The organism is Pedobacter sp. MR2016-24, assembly GCF_026239655.1.
Lineage (GTDB): Bacteria > Bacteroidota > Bacteroidia > Sphingobacteriales > Sphingobacteriaceae > Pedobacter.
This window is the reverse complement of the sequence record NZ_JAPIVO010000004.1, coordinates 592271-614747: the sequence shown is the minus strand read 5'-3', so window position 1 is coordinate 614747 and position 22477 is coordinate 592271. Positions and strand designations below refer to the sequence as shown.

The 22477-nt window shown below is 42.7% G+C and carries 7 protein-coding genes; all 7 read right to left on the bottom strand.

Annotation, left to right across the window (positions count from 1 at the left end; genetic code table 11):
- Positions 1-64: 64 nt before the first annotated feature.
- The 7 genes from OQX62_RS13585 to OQX62_RS13555 all read right to left on the bottom strand — a co-directional run bounded on the left by OQX62_RS13585 (position 65) and on the right by OQX62_RS13555 (position 22473).
- Positions 65-2152 carry a hypothetical protein gene (locus tag OQX62_RS13585; protein WP_265832079.1) on the bottom strand — a complete coding sequence of 696 codons (2088 nt, stop codon included), beginning with the start codon at positions 2150-2152 and terminating at the stop codon, positions 65-67.
- A gap of 156 nt (positions 2153-2308) precedes the next feature.
- Positions 2309-3484, bottom strand: a complete 1176-nt coding sequence (locus OQX62_RS13580; RefSeq protein ID WP_265832078.1) for a hypothetical protein — start codon at positions 3482-3484, stop codon at positions 2309-2311.
- Positions 3484-6276, bottom strand: a complete 2793-nt coding sequence (locus OQX62_RS13575) for a hypothetical protein (RefSeq protein WP_265832077.1) — start codon at positions 6274-6276, stop codon at positions 3484-3486. Before OQX62_RS13575 ends, OQX62_RS13580 begins: the two co-directional genes overlap by 1 nt.
- 23 nt (positions 6277-6299) lie before the next feature.
- Positions 6300-10754 (bottom strand): hypothetical protein, encoded by a 4455-nt coding sequence (locus OQX62_RS13570; protein ID WP_265832076.1) that lies wholly within the window; start codon positions 10752-10754, stop codon positions 6300-6302.
- A 121-nt stretch (positions 10755-10875) separates the two neighbouring features.
- Positions 10876-11040, bottom strand: a complete 165-nt coding sequence (locus tag OQX62_RS13565) for a hypothetical protein (RefSeq protein ID WP_265832075.1) — start codon at positions 11038-11040, stop codon at positions 10876-10878.
- Between the two features lie 61 nt (positions 11041-11101).
- Positions 11102-16039: a hypothetical protein gene (locus OQX62_RS13560; RefSeq protein WP_265832074.1), complete on the bottom strand. Its 4938-nt coding sequence runs from the start codon at positions 16037-16039 to the stop codon at positions 11102-11104.
- Between the two features lie 101 nt (positions 16040-16140).
- Positions 16141-22473: a hypothetical protein gene (locus tag OQX62_RS13555; protein WP_265832073.1), complete on the bottom strand. Its 6333-nt coding sequence runs from the start codon at positions 22471-22473 to the stop codon at positions 16141-16143.
- Positions 22474-22477: the final 4 nt, after the last annotated feature.

Below are 22477 nucleotides of genomic sequence, written 5' to 3'. Positions count from 1 at the left end.
GTTGTAACTGAATCGGATGAGGTTGTAACCAAAATGAAGCTCCCCACCTAAAAAACCAGCGAGTTTATCTCAGATAAAAAGTCTGGCTGAAAGCACCGTTCACTGCGCAATCCCATACTTCTACACGCATCCATTTTCTGCCTTTCAAATTAGGATGGAACTTGAATTCCTGCGTGCCATAGGCCTTTGTATTCCTAAGGTCTATTTTTTCACGGTAAACCTTTTTGCCGTCGCCCGATATGATTTCCACGAAATTCAGAGGAAAAGTCCAGCTGAGTTTTAAGCTCACGTTAGTTGTACCTCCGCTCTTGAGTTGTAGTGTTTCCCCTGACAATTTCCCATTTACCTTTAATTCATGCATCAATACTTCTCCGGTGGTACTGAAGAATTTACCCTGCTGCATGCCCTCTACCACAGGTCTCCATCCCTCAGTAAAATCAGGTAGTCGGTCAAGCATCATATAATTCACGTTCATGTGCGCGTACATCTCGTTCTCCCGTGTAATCGAAAACAAGTCGGCTTCTGCAATCACGGTCTTCTTTTCTCCCCAGTTGTTCATATCGTCCAGTAAGTCCAGCACTCTGTTCCCGAGGCGGGGTTGTGAAAGGTCGGCCGGCATCGCTTTCCAGGCGGCCCCCATAAAGCGGTCTGATTTGAAGAAGTCTTCATGCGCATAAATATCCGGGGCATTCACCGAACCTTTGGTACGGGCATGTGCCGTCCAGGCCAGTCCCTGCTCTTCCTCCAGCAGCTTCAGCATATCGTTTTTGTCGCCAATATGATATACCTTCCCAAGTCCGGGTCTATTTTCAACAAAGGGCTGTTCGCTATTACGTGACATCACCCAATATACAGGCTTTGGGAAAATATTCATCCAATGGCCACCAAAGAACTCATTGGGTTCTTCACCCGGCAGCAACAGGAAGCTGGAGTCAGACAAGCGCTGGCATTGTTCAAACAGCGTCTTTAACTCTTTCAAGCGGAGTGAATCCGGCCCTTTAGGGTGGGCAGTATAATGAAATTCACCAAGATGGACGATGTCTACACCCATTCTTTTAAACACGTCTACAAACTCCGGTTTTTCCGGAACAGGTTTCCCCGCCAATACTACATTCATGATAAACTCATTATGAAAGTGGCTGGACATGGTCTTGAACCCAGGAATAGACACATAGCGGTCTGCATTGGTAAATTTCTTAACAGCATTTAAGGCATCAGCATTATTTGTATTAGTGACCAGGCAGAAAAAGTTCAGCCGTTGTTTACTGTCCGGTGGTGCATTAAACCAGGGCACATAGCGATGGTCGCCTTCCAGTTCCTGACGGATACCGATCCCATAACCATCAACCTTATTCCGGTACTGCTTTCCATGCCAGATAAATTTGAGGTTAAAGGCTTCATCCAGCGGATAAAAATACTGATGCGGAGCAGGAAAGACTGCGAGGCTTCCGCCATTGCCCTGCACCGCAATGCTACGGTATTTTACGGCCAGGTTACTGGCAGCAGCATTATAATTTACTGTGGCGGAATCCAATTGCTCAGCTGCATTGATCCAGGAAAGTTTATTCCATTTTTGCGTTTTAGAGACCAGTCCTGCATCATATACAATAGCTGTCGCATCAGCTTTGGTTGACATTACAGCTGCAATATTAAATAGCGGACTTCCATTGTAAAAGGTGATTTCCAAGACGCCTGTGAAACTGTCGGCTGTGAGCTTACCAATCCTTACGACTGTACGACTACCCACAGTTTCTATGGCAATGGCATTTTTAGTAAGAACAATCGGATACGTTTTAAAAGGTTTTAATGGCACTTTATCGAAAAATATGTTCCATCCGTTCTGCGACAGTAAATCGCGTTTCCCTATACTAAGTAAGAACAATGGATCAAGTTCTTCCGAAGCAATAATCGGCTTAGCTTTTGTACCCAGTGAAATCCGTTTAAAAAGAGGAGTCGAGGACGACAGATCAAACTGTACCTTTCCAAACTGCGCTCCGCCTGCAGGCCATGTAATCTCTACCAGCTGGTTCTGCACGGCGATACTTGCCTCGCCATTTGCTTTGAAAAGTTTGGTGTTCAGTTTCAGTTGGGCCTGTGCCTGCAGCATTACTGTTGCCATTAAAGCCAGCAGTAAAAGTTTTTTCAAGTTCATATTTGGTAAATTGCTATTCTAACATACAATTTTCCACTGACAATTAAGCGTAAAACTCAAGTAATCAACCATGTAAAATACTTTTACAAATATGGTGGTACCAGAGATACCACCATAATATACACTTAATCTGCATTTATTGTAACCAGTTAAATCCTATCCTGGAGGTGTTTCAAAACTTAGTCCCCCTGGAGAGATACTCAGATTAGTTGCCCTGCAATAGGCAGCGTCAGGCGAAGGATTGAATGTTGTCGTTTGGTATGCGCCATTCGTACCAGCATCTATAGTCATATAGAAGCTTCCATTACCAGAATTTCCACTAATCTGATTGTCATTTTGATTATAAGCACCAATTTCTCCACTAATAGTGACCGGAAAATCCCTGAAGCCAGTATTTAATGTCGCTGAAGCTGTGTAACTCACATTCTCAAATTCATCCATAACTTGCTCAACATATATTGTAAGGTCTTTTTGAGCAACTGGTGGTGCGCAGTACACCCAGTGGGTAAACATTCCGTTCGTCACACTAAAGGGGTTACTTCCGATGGCATAATACCCTGATAGTAAAGGTTGCGTAAGTTGATCATCTAAATACGCGAATATACCGGAGTTCTGACCTGTATTCGTTAAACTATCCAGCCTGCCGGCCTCCTCCTTACGCATATAAAATGACATATTAGTTCCAGCAGTACAAGGCGTCCCCCTCATCTGAGCGTCTAAGGATACAATCGGATCGGTACCAAAAAATGAATGCACTGCACCATAATATGTGCCCTCCTCATTTATTATATACGGTCTTATAGCTATAGTTTGCGCCGTCTCAAACACAGTATTCACAATGTCCGTAGTCGTAATTAAACCCTGTGCGGGAATTATGGTGTTTTCAGATACATGCGTATACCATACATTATCGTTGCCCTTTACCTGATACCCGCGTTCTGTTGAACCTGAGTAAAAGGAAGAACTGAATGTTGTAATCACTTTTATATGATTTGCATGAGTAGTTAAAATCTGACTTATTAAACCGTAAGCCAGTGTGTTTAAGCCGGCATCCTTAAATAACAAGCAATCACCCCCATCAAAAATCCTTAAATTACTTTGCCTACTTCCGCTATGCATATGGTAATTCGCAGATCCAATCTGGCAATACCCAATTACCCCATCTGTCCCATCGGGCAGATTTACGGAGAACAAGCCATCCAAATAAAAACGGTTCATCATTGTTGACTTATCGGTCTGAAGTGGCGACATTAGCATTGTAACATCTGAAACATTATCTATACCCATAATTTTCAATGAATTAGATTTATATACTGAAATCGGTGCTCCCATTATTCTATCCAGATTGAACCACGCTCAGGATTTGAAGGCCGGGAGGTTGGTATGATTAATTGATTGTTTATTTTGATCACAGGTGCTGTAATACGGCCATTGAAAACACTATCCAAGCTATTTGAACCGTTTCCTATCTGGGCAATTTGACTGTTATTCAATGTTCTGAAGGAATGTCCATGATAACCAACATAAGTCATTGGTGATCCCTCCGGTACTGAAACTGTATTATTTCCATCTATGCCGAAACCCGATGAAGCATAAACTGTTCCGTCAAAATGCGCATTACCATTTTCAAGGTTAATTGAAGCATGAGTTACCCCGGCATTTTTAAAAACGATCTGGTGATTAGCTGCGTATTTAGAATGGTATTGATAGCCTATACCATAATGCGTACTTATTTCATTCCATTGATCACCTATTGTCCAGATCATCATCTCGGTATTGCCCTGAATATCATAATTACCTATCATTCCGCGGAAATTATGAGACTTAAATCCGAATCCGGCATCAGCATTCACAAAACCATTTGCTCTTACCTGGTTATCTACTAAAAATGCCTTAGTATTATACACCCTCACCCAGGTGGGGTCAGTCATGTAAATACCACCCTGATAGGTTCCATTAAACCAGCCACAAGTACCCATCGTATTGATCCATCCGCCGACATTCAATTGTTCCCCTCCTTCTGTGGTACCTATATAAACCTTACCGGTGGCATTAATTAATAAGCGACTAGTCCATGTATCATCAGTATTTCCTGTCGAACTCTGTATATCAAAACTACCTGACTTCGTTTGAGTAGGATTACCCGATTGTACCAGTCTTATTCCATATGGATTGGTTGTACCTGCCTGGAAACCCATATTTATTGATGTACCTGAACCATTATTTACATCACCATTGGTTATGGAAATACCCTTAAAATTACCAGCGACTGATCGCTCTATATTTAATTTCGAAACTGCCGAAGAACTTGAACCAATATTAATATTACCTCCGTTCGGTTGTAATTTTAGGTTGTAAACAGTAGGATCGCCATCATTACGCTGTACCTGCATAAATACATCACCACTACTTTGCACTCCGGCATAAAGTCCGTATACTGCGTGTGAAGTCATTCGAAATGAACCGCCTGCTGCTCCTAGTGTAGGTATTGCTGTATCCACATTGTTTACCTGTAATAAACCATTACTGAAATAACCTTCGCCCTGCACCACTATTCCGGTTGGGGTAATTGCCATTCTCTCGGTATTCCTGTAATTAAATCCTGTGTAGCCTGGTCTCCTTACAATCGAAAAACCATCTTCCAACCCAAAACCAACATTATACCCGGCAGAAACCATAACACCGGCATCTGATTGTATTGCTCCTACGTTTAAGCCTTCATAAGCAGTACCGGGGTTATTTAGGATGGCAATTCTACCATTTGCCTCCAGTCCAATCTGGGATGCAACAACACCGCTCCAATGAAATGCCATTCGCGGTGGAAGGAATGAGCTACCGCCTCCTTGTGAAGTCTCACGAATTTGAAACGCCGCTGCAGTATACGAGGTATTGCTATTGTCTGTTGAATAAATGGAAAAATTCCTATCTCTAACACTTTGTAATGTTTCACCCCCAGGAGTTATCCCCAAAGCAGCCTGAATAGAGTCAAATCCATAACGTCTTAAGTAGCCATCTGAACCATTCGTTCCAATAAATTGTGCCAATGCCAAATTTGAACTGCCCTCTACCCCGGCTGATGTCGCAAAATATCTTGCAAACAAATCTCCATCCCCAGTTCGTCTTACAATATCTCCATTAAGTGGATCCGTACTTGCATTCAAATAAGCCGCCGATCCTAAGCCAAGGGAATTTTTCAGATAAGGTACATTGCCGGTATGAAATATTTGATTCCAGGCATTCCAGGTACCTGTATCCCCATTTCTGTTACGGTACCAGAATGTATTATCCATGTAACCACCTTGTATTTGAAGCGAATAACGTCCATCTGCAAAATTACCTGAAAATGCAGCCATTGTACCATTTGTCGGCGAACCGGAATCTGAATATGCAAAAGTCATTAGCCCCCCATAGCCTTTAAAATCAGCTACTAAACCCGTACTATTACCTATATAAGGAGCATAGGTACGCATCAGATATTCTGCATTTTCATGTGAAGCTGAGCCAAGACCTAGCCAGGATTGAACAGTAGCCTTTTGTGCCGGCCGGTATTTATCGACGGTATTATCATAAAACAAACCAAAACCGGTTCCAGACCAATAAGTAGAACCATCATATTGTTGTTCGTTCCATTTATCTGAATTTCGTGAGCTATCTACCCTTACGCCATAAGTATGCGTACCATTCCATCCCATTAATGTAGGATAGGTATCAATCCACGGATTACTGGGATTGACATTACTTATCGTACTACCAGATGGAGATTTACCTGCAGAAGCATCAAAAATAACATGTGCATTTCCATAATTTTTCCAGCGCAACACTTGAGCCGTACCTATATCATACTGACTATAATTCCCGTCAGTGTACACTTCATTACCATTGATAGTATTGCGAGATGCAAACGATCCAAGTGACGTTTTTAATGGATATCTTACATCTGTTTCCGACTTGTTATAATAATTGTTTGTTGAAGTAGTGATTTCCTGTTCAAACCGATCTCTAAAAAGCTTCATCAACTCTCGCAGCTTTACGCCCTGAGTTTTAGTTAATGATGGTTGATATGCTCCAGCCGACTTTATGATCGAATCAATATATGTATCTTCAATACGTGGTATCTGTGCCATAATTTATGTGTTTTATTTTTTATTTATGATAATCCGGGAGGCCGGCTGCTAAGATTGTATTGACCAGACGCCACCGCAAGTCCATCTCTGAACTCTATTCCATTGTATACATTGTTCCCTACATTAGAACAGTAGGCTACCCCGGAAAGACCTCTCCTGCCGTTCGTAACGATCTGACCTTCTATGGTTAAGGCGGTGCCACCCTGCATATGTTTGAAGTAGCCACCTGTACTATTAGGCGTGTTTGCCAGTCCTGCTATCCCTGCATGAAAACTGCCTGGTGCTAAATAGCTTATAGCCCTTCTCACGTAACCAATCACAGATGCAAATACAGAAGTACCTGCTCCCGGGTCATTACTGTTCAGTGCAGCAGCTGTACCTGCATTCGAATAAACACCGTTACCAGTGATATTTACAATGTCTGGATTTGTTGAATTTGAATTATAATATTTATTGAAAATTATACCCGCTAATTGTCGTTGTGTTTGAGCACTATTATCATCAGTAAATGTGGCAACGTTGTCTTTAAGAGACATCAACGATCTGTTTGCATCATCAAAGAATGCGAATACATTATTCGCACTATCAAGCTCAGCTCTTCGTCCCGTTGTCCCTGCTGATATGACTACATTCGTCATATACGATTTACCGTTATTCAGTACCCGCCATGGTGCGAGATTTCTTCCAGCATATGAAGACCCTGCCCAAAATCTAACGGATGAAGATGCATTATCCACGACCCCGGTTATACCTGCATTATTATTACCGCCGGCATCGCCAACAATCAGGGTTCCGGTAGCGACGATATTACCATCAATTTGAGTGGATAGGAAATCTGTTTTTGAAACAACTTTATTTAATGTTGTTACTGCATTGTTTAGATTCGCTTGTACAGCATTTGCTTTTGCTGTTGCATCTGCAATATAATCTACTTCAGCAGCCGTCATGTCATAAACAGTAGCAGAAGCTAAATACACCGGATTGGTGTTGCCTGTAAAATGAAAAAATGCGGTGCTACTAAATGACCCATCAGATCCACATTTTATTGTACCAATTACTTCCTGCCATCCACCGACTAAAACATTGGAAGTATTCCATTTAAAAGATCCGCCATCACCGTATGCATTACTGGCAAACTCTATAGTCTGACCGACTAAACCAGCCAAATAAAACCTTACTATAAAAATAGCATTAGCACGTGATTGAGTGGCAAAATAAATCCCACCCAAATTAGGCGAAGCACTGGTCGAAAGGTTTAGACGCAGGACAAATTCGGATCTGTTGGGTGCACCATATAGATACTGCCTTGCTACAGTTACACTTCCATCGCCGGTATTATTATATGCATTAATACCATTTACACCTTGAGCAAATTCCGGATCCCTGTACAACATTTTACCTGATGCGTAATTCTTACCATTAATCAGGTCAATGTTCTGAATAATCTTGCCGTTAGCGGCATCTGTAATTGCTTTTAAGAGGCTGATTTTAGCCTTATAGTACTCGGCGAAAATCTCATCCAGAAAAGCTCCGTTAACCGCAGAATTGCTGTTCATGTCAGCCAAAATACCTGGAAGATGTGGTACTAAATAATCTAAAAACCTGGACCTGTAAACACTACTATCCACTAAATACGTGTCAGCTTGAGTAACTAATACACCGTACTCATTGGTGATATCCAGATATTTCTGAGATAAAGTATTTTTTTCGATTGGCGTTACGATATTGTCGTTTGACAGATCAGCTATAGCCTGATTCGCTTGAGCTGCCTGCATTTTTGCAGTATCAAGATCAGCCTGCAAATCTTCAGGAGCGGCAGTCCAGTCTGTTGCCTTATTGCCTTTTTCGATTTTAATATTATCGAAGAAATAAGTTTGGCCTGATAAATCAAATAAGTCAACGAAATTATAAACTCCTGCTGTCCAGTTTTGAACATTAATAGTTAATACCACATGCTGTTTATTTGGATTTAAAGGAGCGTCAAACTCCATTGCGCCAACATCATTAATTTCAACCTTACTTCCTTGCCATAAGACTGCATTAACTGATACATCAAAACTTATAGTCCAATACCCGTTTGACTTAATAACATCAATTAACCTTACTAATCCAACATTCGCATCAACCCCTATCACATTAAAACCTCTTTCAGTTCTGACAATATTATTAGATCCTAATCCAGGTTGTATAACTGTATTTCTATTGAAATAATTCCTTCCGCCAACATTAATATTGTCTACAAGCAGTTTCGCTAATGCTTTCGCTTCTGCCTCTGCTGCGTTTGCCTTCATTGTAGAATCTGCCTTTGCTTCACTAAGCTTCGTCTGAGCATCAGCTATAGCACGCGCTTCCTCTGCATCAACTATTCCATCAGCATATGCTGCTGTTTCAGTCCTGGTGAGAATATCCTGGGCATCTGCATAGAGTTTTGATGCAGCAATTGATTCATTTTTACTGTTAACCGCATTTTGATTGGCTTGATCAATTGATGCTTGTAAATCTTCAGGTGCGGCTGTCCAGTCAGTAGCTTTGTTTCCCTTTTCAACCTTGAGGTCTTGTAGTGTAAAATATACCCATGGTATATTTGCGAAGTCTACGAAATTATAAAGTTCAGTAGTATAATTAAAAACATTAAAAGTTAATTCGAAATATTGCCAGTCAGCCCCGGTTGAATCGTAATTCAGAACCTGATAAGGTCCGTCGCACATATCAACTCTGATATCATGTAATGTTGTATTGCTTCTTAAATATCCCGATACAGTCCATTCACCATTAGAAGTAATCGCATTATGTATTGTCAATCCTCCGACTTGATTTTGTGTTCCTACTGAAAATATTCCATTGCTTATTGACCATGGACTCAATCCCAGATCTCCACTAATTACATGGTTAACATTAGTTAATCCACCTGCACCTTCTAATGGTGTAAGTCGCTGGAAATAATTCCTTCCACCTACACTGATGTTATCCACGTTAGCCTTCGCAGCATCTGAAACTGCCGTATATACCGCTTGACGAGCATTATAATATTCAACGAACCAATTATTAAGAAGATTCCTGTCTACAGGTGAATTAACATACATATCAGCCAGCAAAGGCGGAATGTAAACAGCTAAATAATCTAAATAACGGGATCTATAAAAATCAGTGATAACACCATATGTCGCAGCTTGCGCTAATACTCCCGCATATTCACCTTGAATGGCCAGAAATTTCTGCTTTATATCATTTTTCTCAGAAATATCTAATATACCATCGTTAGAAATGTCGGACAGCTCCTGCAAGGCTGATTCGGCCTGAGATCTGGCATTATTAGCCTGAGTAAGGGCGTTGGCAGCGTTATTAGTTGCAGTTGTGGCAGAAGATTGAGCTGAGTCTGCGATAGCTTTAGCCTGATTAGTAACTGCAGTGAAAATTGCCTGCCTGGCTGCGTAATATCCCGACCAGATAATATTAAAGTCAGCTCGGTTAACCGCTGTGTTTACAGGTGTAGCAATATACCAGACATTATCTGAACAGTACTGAATATCACCCAGACGCGCTTGATAAGTAGCTGAAGAAATGCCATAGTTTGTCGCCTGAGCAATGACACTAGCAGACTCTATATTAACTGTCTGAAGGTCTAATTTTAAATTTGTTTTTTCGTTAATATCAAGTATCCCATCATTAGCAATTGCATTGAGTCCCTCCAATGCAGTATCTGCCTGATTTTTTGCATTATTTGCTTTTGTCTGAGCAGCTGCAGCATTGGCGATTGCAGTTTCCGCGGATACCTGCGCATCATTAGCAGTGGCTTGAGCGTTATCTGCGATCGTTTCTACCTCTTTTATATCTTTCAGGTCACCAGCATTATTACGGAAGGTAATCTTTCCGAAAATCGTTCCGTTATCCAGATCAAAACCGGTTTGTCCATCCCTAGATAGGATTTTCCCTATTTTGATACGCCCACCAGTGATATCTGCTACTCCGTTTGTAAAATCGCTGTCCCGGTATCCATCCAATACAGGATAAAGAACCCCTGCGAGGAACATGTAAAAACCTGGTTCATCTTCAGGTTTAATTTCTTCAGTGGTTACGGTGTAAGTTGCAGATTGATCAATTTTAGAACACTTACAATACACATAGTATAATAATTCTGGTGCAAGCCCACCATGAACTAATGGCTGTAATTGCCATACATTTTGCTCATCGGCATTGCTGTATTCGAAGTGTATGAGTTCACCCGCTGAAATAGAAACAGCATTAGCCTCACCACCAAAGTTATCTGTGATATAAACCCTGCTGAGTCTGAAATTTTGAGCTTTCACCCCAATAATCGCAGGTAAGGTAGTAATCTCCTGTTCAAAACGGTCCCTGAGTAACTTCATCAGTTCCCGCAGCTTCACGCCCTGAGTTTTGGTTAACGAAGGCTGATATGCCCCGCCAGATTTGATAATTGAATCGATATATGCATCTTCAATAGGTGGTATTTGTGCCATAACTATAATTTGTCTTTTATTGTTTGATTCAGATCATCGCTTTGATAAAGCGATGATCTGAATGGAAATAATGTATTAATGAATTGGGGCTATTAATTCCCTATGTGATTTCCGGCACAAATTAATCTTCTACCGGTACTTCTGTTTCCTGAGGCAACAGACCGGCCAGCACCCTTAAAGAATTGTCTAATAACTGACCGTCTGCACGGTTTAGTTGTAATGTACCTGTTGCTCTGTAAACGATTTCAAATGCTGCTAAAGGCGTTAATTCTTTTTTCTCTTCCATGTTATTTGTTTTTATATGTTGTGATTTTGAAATATTCGATCGCTGAAACGATTACTGCAGTTTAGACCGTCAGTTCTTTTTCAGTTAAGTTTAATAATCCTGATGCGTTTTGTGCCTGTACCTTAAAGCGGTAGTAAATCCTGTTTCCATCTTCATCCTGAAGTACCAGCGGTTGCGGAAGTAGATATTCCATCATTTCGCTGCTGTCATCTGGCTGTACAGTATATATCCTGGCCCAGTTACCTTTGCTGTTCTGCTGAAAAAGGTAATATGTACCCTTATTTGCAGTAGCTTGCCAGCTTAGCACATTGGTACTTTCTGTATAGGTCAGTTCCGGTGCCTGCGGATTAACCGTATCAATCAGGTTTACCGTAATTGTTGCGGATGGCTCTGAGATCACCTCTTCGTCTTCTTCTAATTCGTTAACTATGGTTCGGATTCCTGCAAGGGTATAATAGACGGGCTGACCTACTGGAACTGCTATATCATTAAAGTGGTCGGTCACCTCATACCCTTCTGGTGCTCCGGCTGTAATTTCTACATCGAAGAAAGTATCCATCAATTGCAATACACCCGCTTTCGAGGGATCTGTAGTCCGGTACACCCTGATCTTAGAGATGTGGTCTTCGGGCGACATAGCTGCTACCTGAAAAGTTACAGCCGTGTTATCGGAAACCATCACAGGTGCTGCCAGACTAAATTTCCTGATCACCGGTGCGGCAGAACGGGCAGTATGTAAAATAGTTACCGGACCAGTAAACGGACTCAATACGCCTGGCATCAGCTGGTTTGTCATCTCTGTACCCGCAAAAAAGTACAAACTCCTTGATGATCCGTTTAGGAGATAATCTGTAAAACGGATAAAGGTAGAATTGACCTTTGCTGCTTTCGTATATTTCCTGATCATCGGGAAAGGATTAAACGAAGGATCTGCAGCACTCAGCAGGTTCCCATCGATATCCCTGATCACCGCTAACTTATTTTCTGTCTGCAATCCCTCTTTAATAAAATTGAAAACAGGCGTTTGTTCAGTTAGTGGCAAAAGCGTACCGATAATGGCATTATAATATAATTGCGACCTTAGTATTTGATCGTCTTCCGGGTCAGCCAATCCTGCTTTGTCTGGCACCGGGAAACCATAGGCCTGCGGTGTAGCCTCAAACACCCTGAACTGCGCAGGATTTGCAGGATCAAATACCATATTGGCCAGTTCCAGAAATCTCTCCTTATACGAAGGATCTGATGTCAGCGAATTCAGGTTCTCAAAGATACTCACTATAGTTTCAGGTGCATATAAGGCCTCCAGTATATCTACATCTGTAGTCCTGTAAAACATAAAACCGAATGGATTCCGCGCCCTTCCTCTGGCATCGGGTCTGATCTCCATATCAAAAGTGAACGCCGCCTTACCTGTTGCATCGGGCCTTACTTTTAACGTCATTGATTCCGGTGCTTCCATCTGTACCGGCTCATCAATTCTTCGTGCCAGTAATACTGCCGGCAGAGATACTTTTGAAACATAACCGGTTCTTCCCTCACGGGTATCTGCGGATTGAATTCCGATCAGACTCTTTCTGTTATTTTCGTCTTCTCCGGGCAAAATATGGTTTCCGTTAAAGCTATGTTCCGGAGCAGGCTCAGGGAAAAGATAAACCCTGTATCCCGGATGGAAATTAACTTCCTTCAGGTCCTGTGCCGAAGCAGAAACATTGATCTGCCCCTCTGCATAATTAGGATCATAGAGATAAACGATCAGCTGATCACTACTCTGGTCGATCGTAACCACCTGCAGCAATAATTTATCAGTACCACTTGCAGGTGCCATTCTGATCCATCCCTTATACCACTCCACATGTGCCTTAGATAAAGCTGATGGCGCATTTTTATCCGGATGTACCGGATCAAAAGGGAGGTTGATCTGTGGATGAGGAGCCAGTACATCGGCACCTTCAAACACCACCTGATAGTAACCTGGCATCTCTCCCGGATTTTCAGCGTCGCTAAATAGAGGTATTACCTGCGCATTGGCTGTAATCCCACCTATCCAGTACGTTGTGGTATTCCCTTCAGTATCGGCAGATGATTCAATCACAGGATTGCCTGCATCAGCAAAACTGACCAGTGAAATATCTTCAGCAACGGCTTCCCAATTGGCTGCTTCACTTAAATTTTCGACTATAGAGAAGCGGCTACCGATATCAGGCACAGTGTAGGTTTTATGCGCACCATAATTTCCGGGAGCAGTTTCATCATCGGCAGCAGTTACTGTTAACGCCTTTTCTATCGTAATTACCGGCCAGTTGGCACCTGCGCTGATCGATACGACACGATACTGACCATCTGCGGCCGACAAAAGGCTGTCCTTAAATCTGAAAAATGCGGAAGGGTCAACAGCGGGACTCACAATCGTACCATCAATGGTAGCGTAACTTCCGGCATGTACCTGCAGCTGGGTGTCAGAACCCGGAACCGGAACCAGATCACGGATCACACCGGTAACTTCCATTGGCATTCCAGGTTTAAAATAGGCTTTCATTTTGTCCGGTCTCGCGACACTATTGAGTTCCTCTATTGTAGGGGAGCGCAAATTGGAAATATCCTCTATATCCAGCCAGTTGAACGTAAGTCGCGTAAAGTTCACATCCTGATCAGGGAAGTTTTCTTCCCGGCCTTTCAGCCATTCCTGCTCTGTACTGGTGGTAAATACCAGCGACTCTTCCTTCTGGATATACTGCACAGTGACATCTGTAGGAGGAAGCAGCGCGTTTTTCACACGAAATACTGTTGAATCCGTTTTTACTTCATCACTGAGCAAAGACGACCTGCCAAACCAGTTTATTCCATAGGCGGCATAGTGGTGAACTCCGCGTTCGCGTTCGAAATGCAGGTATAAACTCGTTTCATTATCCGGTACAGGCGTTGTCTCGGGAATACCGTTTTCAGGAAAATCCGGATCATAGGCATTGTACACAGTCCCCATCGCCTTTCCAGTTGTAATCTCCGGTTTAACATAAGTAGTCTGATTTTCCTCACGATATTCTATCCCATAAAGAACAGGTTTTGAATGTTCAAATACATTCATGTTCACTACAGATGTGTCTGCAAAGAAACTATAACCCTCTATTTCATCTATAAATAATTCACGGCCAACATTAACCGCACGGATATTGTCCATACTGGTATATCCATCCTGATCAAATACATTGTTAATCTCCTCGTCTACTACCGGAAGTCCATACTTTAACGCCCTGAGCTGAGGTTTCTGCGGCACCAGTTTATCCATTTTGGAGACCGGCAGACTGAGATAAGAATAGTTCATCATCTCAGTACTGCCCATCCATTTGCGGTTAGTATAGGTTAAGCGGTAAACAAATTTATCGGTAGGCTGCGCTGCTGCAGGTGTATCTATATGTCCCATACCCAGCATTCTGGCCATATGATAATCCATCGTCTGCATGTTGAGCAGATCCAGATAACTCACCAACAACCCGGGGATATCCTCTCCCGTACCTTCATCCCGAAGTACATCTTCCGCTCTCGGATCTGTTTCACTCAGTTCCAGATAAGTATATACCACCTCTTTTAGTGAAGGTTCATTCGGACGGGAAACTGCCCATCTGTCCTGGTAATTTGCTACTCGAACGGTTGTTCCATTATTATACTGCGGCCATAAATTATCAACCGGATACTGCGCATTCTCCAGACGGTCATACACCAGTTCATCCGCAACAGACAATGCGAAACCACTACCTACCGGCGCCCAGTCTTCCTCAGTTCTTGTACTTAGAAAGTCGGCATAAGTTTCCGCATAAAAACCCTGGAGGTAACCTCCTCCATATGTTTTCACCCTGAGGCTAACCATATTGTCGCCCTTTATTTCATCCGAAACTGTCGTCGCCGTATCCAGCACAACTGTCTTTCTGATATGAATATTTTCCTGATTGCCCGGGAGCTGGCACAATCCTTCTACTTTCAACACTGCATTTCCAGTGTTCTCCGATCTGCGGAAATCAAATCCTGCAAGAAACAGTGGTTTGTCCACCACCGTGATGCTGATCTCTCCGCTATACTGCTTCAGAAAATTGAAAAAGTAAGTCTCGGGATTTACCAAGGCTGCCAACTGATCATACAAAGCAGTATTGGTAAACTTTAAACGGATACGGTTACTGATCTGCTGACCATTCACAGTCTGGTTCACCAGGTAAGTCCAGGTTCTGTTTTCAAAACTGATCACCGGCTTCTGTGCCTCAAAATCCAAAGCCAAACGCACCTGATTCACATAAGGGATCCTGGAGATGCGGATATAGTCGTCCGCTTTGTTAAAACCTACAGACTGCCCGCTAGTAGTGTTATAGTTTCCCTTCGGCAGGTGATTATCGCCCAAATCATCCGTCAGGCTCCAGCGCAGGTGCAGTCCTTCGGCAATGCCATCTGTTCCGTCAGATCCTGCAACCTGCAGATAAACACCTTTTGTGTTATTATATCTGGAAACATTGGTGTTTACACAGGGACTCAATCCTGCTTTCTCCAGATAAGCCTGCAGCTCTTCAAAAGCATCCAGGATCGGTACAAGTGCATCAGCTATTGCTGTTTTGTCCTGATCGCTGACTTCGGTTTGCCTGCGGCATAGTTCTCCGAAAATATTGATGATGGTCTGAAACATACCACTGTAACTCGTGTTACTGTCGTCCAGAAATCCCACCCAAAAGTCGAGATAAGTAAAATCCTCGTCTTCAAAGTCGCCCATCATAGAGTCGGTAAAAAAGTCTTTATTAAAATCTTCTCCGGTATACATGCTGGCATCAAGATCTTTTAAGACCCTAAGCGTGCGCAGATATAATTTTCTCAGTTTGTCCTTTTCGAAAAGACGCAGTAGTTTTAACAGCTGTGCATCAGCCGCAAACAAGCCGTTTGCTTCCGAAGTCTGAATAGCAAACAAACAGGCCGCTATATCACTGTAATTAGCACAGAAGGCATATGAATTAGTTTCTGATGGCATTTTTAGAATATTTTAATTGTATTAATAATTAGATTTAGAGGGCATAGATCTCCCATTAGCGTGATTTACTCAAGCTGTACTACCTTGTTATTGACCTATTTTTATAGATTTATTGCGACCGGGATCTGCGGACTGATATAGTCTTCATGTTCGGTCTGGTAATCATTTCCGTTAAAGCGTTTATGACGGAAAGCTAACTGGATCTGACCTCCTGGTATATCCATTGCGGCATTGGTGATAAAGACGGATGAAGTATCACGCGAATGGATATAAATGAACTGATCTGGATTGATCACTGTATTGTTCTGAGCTATAGTCAGCGTTAACTGTACCGTATCAGCCAACAATGAAGAATCAAGCTTCGGATCATTAAATGCTTCCGGATTTCTGATCAGTATGCCCAGAATCTTTTTATCTTCCGCATTGTCCGGGTTCACGTTCGTCACCAGATCAATTACCGTAGTCGCGACTGGCACCAGATTTTTTAGTTTCAGACCACCGTAGACCAGTCTGTCATATTTCACCGCGTACTGGAACACCACTTCAGGATCATTTTCCATCTGATCATCAACCAGCGTTTTCAAGTTCTGGTCAATCTCTGCCTGCGTAAATCCGACTTGCAAAGGATAAACCGCATATTGTTCACTTCCAGGTGTGTCATTTAGGACAAAACTTTTTGCCTGTTCTTCGAAAGAGGCAAAGAGCGATGTCTTAAAGCTGAATCTATGCACTTCCGACTGTTGTTCTGTTTCCCCGTCAGGCTGATAAATAGCCGTAAACAAAGCAGTATATAATCTATTCGGTTCCAGATCAGGCAATTGATAAGCTCCTCTTTTCGATCGCTTTTTAATTACCAGTGGATCCTCATTACATGAATCCTGCGCAGCAGAAAGGTTCATCAGGAACAGGATCTGCTGATCAACAGGCAGTGATCTAAAGTTGTTGACATCAATTTCCATATCAGGCAGTTGCTCCCAAACCAGTTCAGGACTTACCGGTACACCAAAAGGATCAAAAACCTGTAACTGGAGTCGGCTGTTAACCGCTGGCATTCCTAAATAGCTGTCCCAGTTTGCAAACATTGCATTGATATAAGGCTTCGTAAAAAACAGGTTCACCTTTGGATTGCGGTAAAGTACCGGTTTACTCAGGTCATATCTGCTTTGGGCATCAGGGAAAGAACGCTCATAATCAATATAATGCTGCAGTTTGGCCAGTTTAAACTCAGCCGCACGGTCTTCCGCCAGTAAAGCCTGGTAAGCCATGCTCTGTTGCTGGAAGTGTCCGATCGGGCCAGCAGTTTTAAAGCCATAGATATGTGTATTTTCAATCGACGCACCAGTATTTCCATCCACTACATCACGTGTTTTAATCGCCACTGCATAAGTTGTATTTGGTCTCCATACCGGCTGGATAGTCTTGTTCAGACTGTCACCGATTATTTGTACTTCCTCTAGCAGCTTATCTTTGCTCGTTCCGTTTTCCTCCTGACGTCGCTGAAGCTCCTCAGTAAGATAACTCAGCTGATTCAGGTACGTTACTGCAGGATCTGCAGATACCAGTCCCAGTTCAGCCGGAATTCCGGAAATCATTTTAGCCATTCTGTCGACATAAAAAGTCAATGTCCCGTCAGCTCTGTCGACCGAAACCAGGATATGTTTGTATTGTTTCTCTTCCACTTTACCTGTAGCACAATCCAAAGTATATTTTGCAGCAACTCTTAATCCTGATTTTGCTGTTCCATCATAAGTGGTTAACCAAACGCTGAAAGAAGGGATATGTTCATCATCTGCGTAAACCGTTCCCGCATCAGCCGGTGTATCCTGGTAAAGATGTAAAGCAAAACCTTTTTTATGTCCAGTCACGGGATCTACTTTTACCTTGTGCATTAATGTACTTATTCCCGGCACATAAGGATTAAAAACTGCCGTTACTTCAACCGCAAAACTTCCCGATTCTACATTCAGATCCGGTTTGTAAGGAACAACCACCGCATCAGAATTTCCTGAGAATGACCTGATGGTCTGCAACTGCTCCTGCCCGCTATTTGGCGCATAGAAACCTGCTATACGATCAGGACTTCCTGTCAGGATCCCGGCATGATTACCCTGTGTATCCAGCGTGTTCACCATCGGCCATTTTCCTACAGTTCCTGCTAAAGATCCATAAGTTCCGTTCTGAACTTCCTCACCCTTAACCGCTCTGTTATAGATCGCAGCAAACATCAGCGCCTTTTCCATCTCTTCTTCATGCGGTGTAGGAATCACGTTTCCGGCCATGTACTGTTCCGGGAACTGATAATAACCTCCCAGCACCAGATTACCCGTATGATCAGTTTTCTTACCGCTCTTCAGCGTTATCGACACTTTTTCAATTGGTTCATTGATGTCATTGTAACGGATTACCGTATTTTGTTCAGCTTTCGAAAGAAACGCAGGAGTCATGTATTTGTCTGCTGTATAGGTGCGGCCAAATAATATACGATATTGTACCTTTTTAATAAAATCTACCTGAATATCGCTTTGATTTTCTCCAAAATCCAGATTTAATGTAGTTACAGGTTTTGGTAGCGTAATGACCAATACTCCGTCGTTAACCTCCATCTGTAAGCTGTTCTTTCCAGATGAAGCTTCACTTTTAACTGTTCCGCTGGTACCATTAAAGCTAAATGACACCCCCTGAATTGCATTTGTACTTCCTGAAATATATTTTGTTTCCAGAGGCTGTGCAGTCCAGTCCACCACCGCTTCCTTCATTACCTTTTCAAAGCAGAACAGATCCTTACGTTGGAAGTTTAAGGCATCGAGACCAGAATAATCGCTGGTCGACTGGTTTACATAGCTAAACATATTCTGAGAAAGCAGACGGATTTTGTTGTACTTGTTCGTCTCCGCAAACTGCCAGTACCCGGCTTTCAATGTACTCAGGTTAACTGCACCAGCATTTTCGTTCACAATCGCCGACACTGCTTCGTATACATTATAAGGCTGCCATGAACCTGTCCCTGATCCTGTAGCATGCCATGCATAGATATCCAGTCCCGTAAGCTGGTATTCATGACGCACCTGGTTACTCATTCCCTTTTGAGGTGGTACCATTTCAGAATAACCATCAGGTAACTGATTGCCCGCACCACCGATTTTCAATAAATCAGGTTTAACCGGTTTAAGCAGTTCAATGTCGATATAACTATCCAATGGGATGGTCACCTGCATCGCAGCATTTGTATCATTGAAATTATACCTCCAGCTTCCGTCGCCCGGTGCAGGAATACTTGCACTTCCAGTGATCTGGCGATTAACATAGTTCAGCTGGAAGGTTTCGTTCGACAGGATATTCACTGCCGCTGCAGGCATGTACCCAATCGAAGGATCAGGTAGTTCCAGTACCGGCAATGGTTGCCTCAATACACTGTCATCATTATTGATATGCCAGCTTACTTCCAGTCTGAATCTAATCTTCTTGAACAGAACCCTGAACTGTACTTCCAGCCCCCCGGTAATATTAAAAGGATGTGGTGCTTCTACCGCCAGCGTGATCTGTACCGATAATCCCAGTTTAATGAACAATACTTTGATGTAGGCATAACCACCAAACTGTATCATTGCACCGATTTGTACCGGTCTGAAGCTCACTGAGCCTGCCAGATCCACCGAGGCACCAATACCTACAGCTACAGGCCCGAATTTTTTATTAAAATCAAACCTTGCACCTGCACCTGCCTTGAAACCCCTTGAAGAGAGCATCATATAGGCATATCCCTTAAACAAGGTTAGTATTTCTGCTCTTACCCTTGCACTTTCCGGCTGATCTTTACCTACATTCAGGTACCATCCAGATGCATTGTTAAAGAAGAAGGCCATGTCCAGCCCACCACTCAGCGAGAAGATTTTACCTTTGAAACTTCCCTCATCAGGCAGTTTATAATCTACAGACAGGTTTCCACGGAAAGAGCTGCTGTCGATCGCAATAAAAGCACTGAATGGAGGATCTACCCTGTCGTTCAATCCAATTCTGGACCTTAAGATCCCCGCCTGTCCCTGCATCAGGAATACATCCGGCAATCCCAGCAGTAAAAACAATTTACTGGAGAAAACCTTGCCGGAGTCAAACGATGTTGCAATTGACAAACCTGCACCAACCGAATATCCGGCTTTATCAGCGAACTTGTCAATCTCGATACCTTCCTGTTGCGTTAAGGTACTTTTGGCTTTGTAATAATCCCACCAGGATGCCGAATCCGGCAAAGGTGGCGTGGTAGCAGATTTTGAAGGAAGATAATGCTCCCCGATCAGTCCCCTGAAACCGTAAATCCCTAGTCCTGTAGCTCCCAGTGGTATAGGCGTAGCCAGCTCCATACCGATATCCACCACAAAGGCTGGTATCTGTGGCTGAAGCCTCATTTTAGCCGTTCCTGCCAATTTAAGTTTGGGTAATGAGAAGGTCACTGCTCCCGTATATTCTGAACCTGCACTTGAACCCGTAATTGCCGGGTCCGGATTGCTCATACTCAGGTGTCCGTTTAACAGGAAAGCTGCATCATCCTTACTTACATTTCCTGGAACAGAAATATCTATGGTAATGCCGTCAATACTTACAAAAGTATTTAAAGGTTTATCTGTGTTATTGTTATCTACCGTATAATAGAACTTGATCCCGTTACCGCTGGCCTGTACTCCTGCCCTGCCTGTATTGATCATACCATCGAAACTAAAGTAACGGTAACTACGTTCGATCTCATGGAGGCTACGGCTGTAAGAACCGATACCCATGTTGGTTACTTCCAGTTTCACAGGTCCAACTTTTAAACCGAAAGACTTAGGTACTACCAGACCACCGCCTTTGAACTCCAGGTCCCCATTGTCCCAAATCCTCAGTTGTTTTATCTCTATACCTTTGGGCAATACCTTACCCAATCCCGGCAGGTCAGCTATGAAACTCAGCTGTCCAGCAACTTCTGCATAGAAGCCACGTTCTTCCCTTCCGATCTCCAGACTTCTGATCGCAATCTCCAGTACATCCGGTAAAGTGATTGTCAGTAAATCACTGTTCGGCTTAGCCGTGATATTGAAATCGCCATTACCATGTATATGTGCATCAATATTGATTACCGCAGGTTCCGCTCCTGTTTTAAATCCACCCAGTATCAGCTTCCCGCTGATATCAGAGTTCAAGATGGCGTTCTGTCTAAAATCAACAGAAAAAGCATTTAGCTCAACTCCAAAATTACCGAACTTACGGTAAAGCAGTCCATCTGATTCCAAAGCAATTTTACCCGATACGCCACCTGTTCCAATAAACAGATCGTCGGCACTCACTCTGGCGCTGACCTTTGTCGTATCGTCCTTTCCGAAACCGTTGAAGCCTATCGTAGCATGTTTAACGTATAACCCTGTAAAGTCTACCGGATAACCCACAGCATCTGCTTCAGGGATATTTGTTGTACGGCTCAGGTCGAGTTTAGCTCCGGTAAAGCCGATGGTTAATCCAGTATTTCCGATTTGAGAAAACTCAGGAGTTAGTGAACCTGCAAGTTCCAGATCTGAACCTATTCCTGATTCTGTGTCTACAAAAAATGTAGCCTCAGCGAATTTAAACACTGTTTTCGCGTTTGGAATCGGCGTACCATTTGCAGTAACAGGTTTCAGAATATTCAGAGGAAATTCAATACCGGCTGACAGCTGTAAAGTTGCTTTCACTTTTGGAACGAGCATCTTTTTGATGTAGTCTTCAATTCCATCAGGAACCATTAAAGCATAGAATCGCTGTAAATTCTCCTTCATCACATCAAGATCCGTGTTCAAAATATAAGCAATGAACATGATCTCAGAGATATTTTCAGGGATATTTGGATTCTCGCTGATCATTTTAGCAACTGAATCTACCGTAGGTTCCTGATCTGCCGGTAAGGTTAAACCTGCGACAGGATACAGACTATTTACTTCATCAATTAGCAGCTGAAATTTAGATCCGGCAAGATCGCTATCGTCAATAAAATAATTGAGGATCTGCGCGATCACCTGATCTTCTGAGATTTTGAAAATCTTTAGCCCCAGATCATAAAATCCCTGCGGAGAGAATGAAAAATTCTCGATGTTAAAGTTTTTCAGAAATGCCAGAACTTCCCATTGATATTGCAGGGAAACTGGGAAAGATGAAATATTTGCATCTCCATCAGCATCTGGGTTTAAGATAAACCTTAAACCAAAAGGCAGATCAAGTCCTATATTTTTGCTGACTATATCCAGGCTATAAAAGGCAGCATCGCCATTATAGCTTTTTGAATATTGTAGGTTTTTGTAGTGGATCTTATCCAGTAATACATTTAGGCCGTCTTCTGCAAAATGTAAAAATTCTGGTAAATCATCAATGGATATTACCTCAGACAAAGTAGGATAATATGAGTTCGATGTAGAAGTTAAATTATTCGGCATAATC

Excerpts from the sequence above, each read along its gene's own strand:
- OQX62_RS13575 (WP_265832077.1), bottom strand. The coding sequence starts at position 6,276 with ATGGCACAGATACCACGTATTGAAGATACATATATTGATTCGATCATA.
- OQX62_RS13585 (WP_265832079.1), bottom strand. The coding sequence starts at position 2,152 with ATGAACTTGAAAAAACTTTTACTGCTGGCTTTAATGGCAACAGTAATG.
- OQX62_RS13570 (WP_265832076.1), bottom strand. The coding sequence starts at position 10,754 with ATGGCACAAATACCACCTATTGAAGATGCATATATCGATTCAATTATC.
- OQX62_RS13555 (WP_265832073.1), bottom strand. The coding sequence starts at position 22,473 with ATGCCGAATAATTTAACTTCTACATCGAACTCATATTATCCTACTTTG.
- OQX62_RS13580 (WP_265832078.1), bottom strand. The coding sequence starts at position 3,484 with ATGGGAGCACCGATTTCAGTATATAAATCTAATTCATTGAAAATTATG.
- OQX62_RS13560 (WP_265832074.1), bottom strand. The coding sequence starts at position 16,039 with ATGCCATCAGAAACTAATTCATATGCCTTCTGTGCTAATTACAGTGAT.
- OQX62_RS13565 (WP_265832075.1), bottom strand. The coding sequence starts at position 11,040 with ATGGAAGAGAAAAAAGAATTAACGCCTTTAGCAGCATTTGAAATCGTT.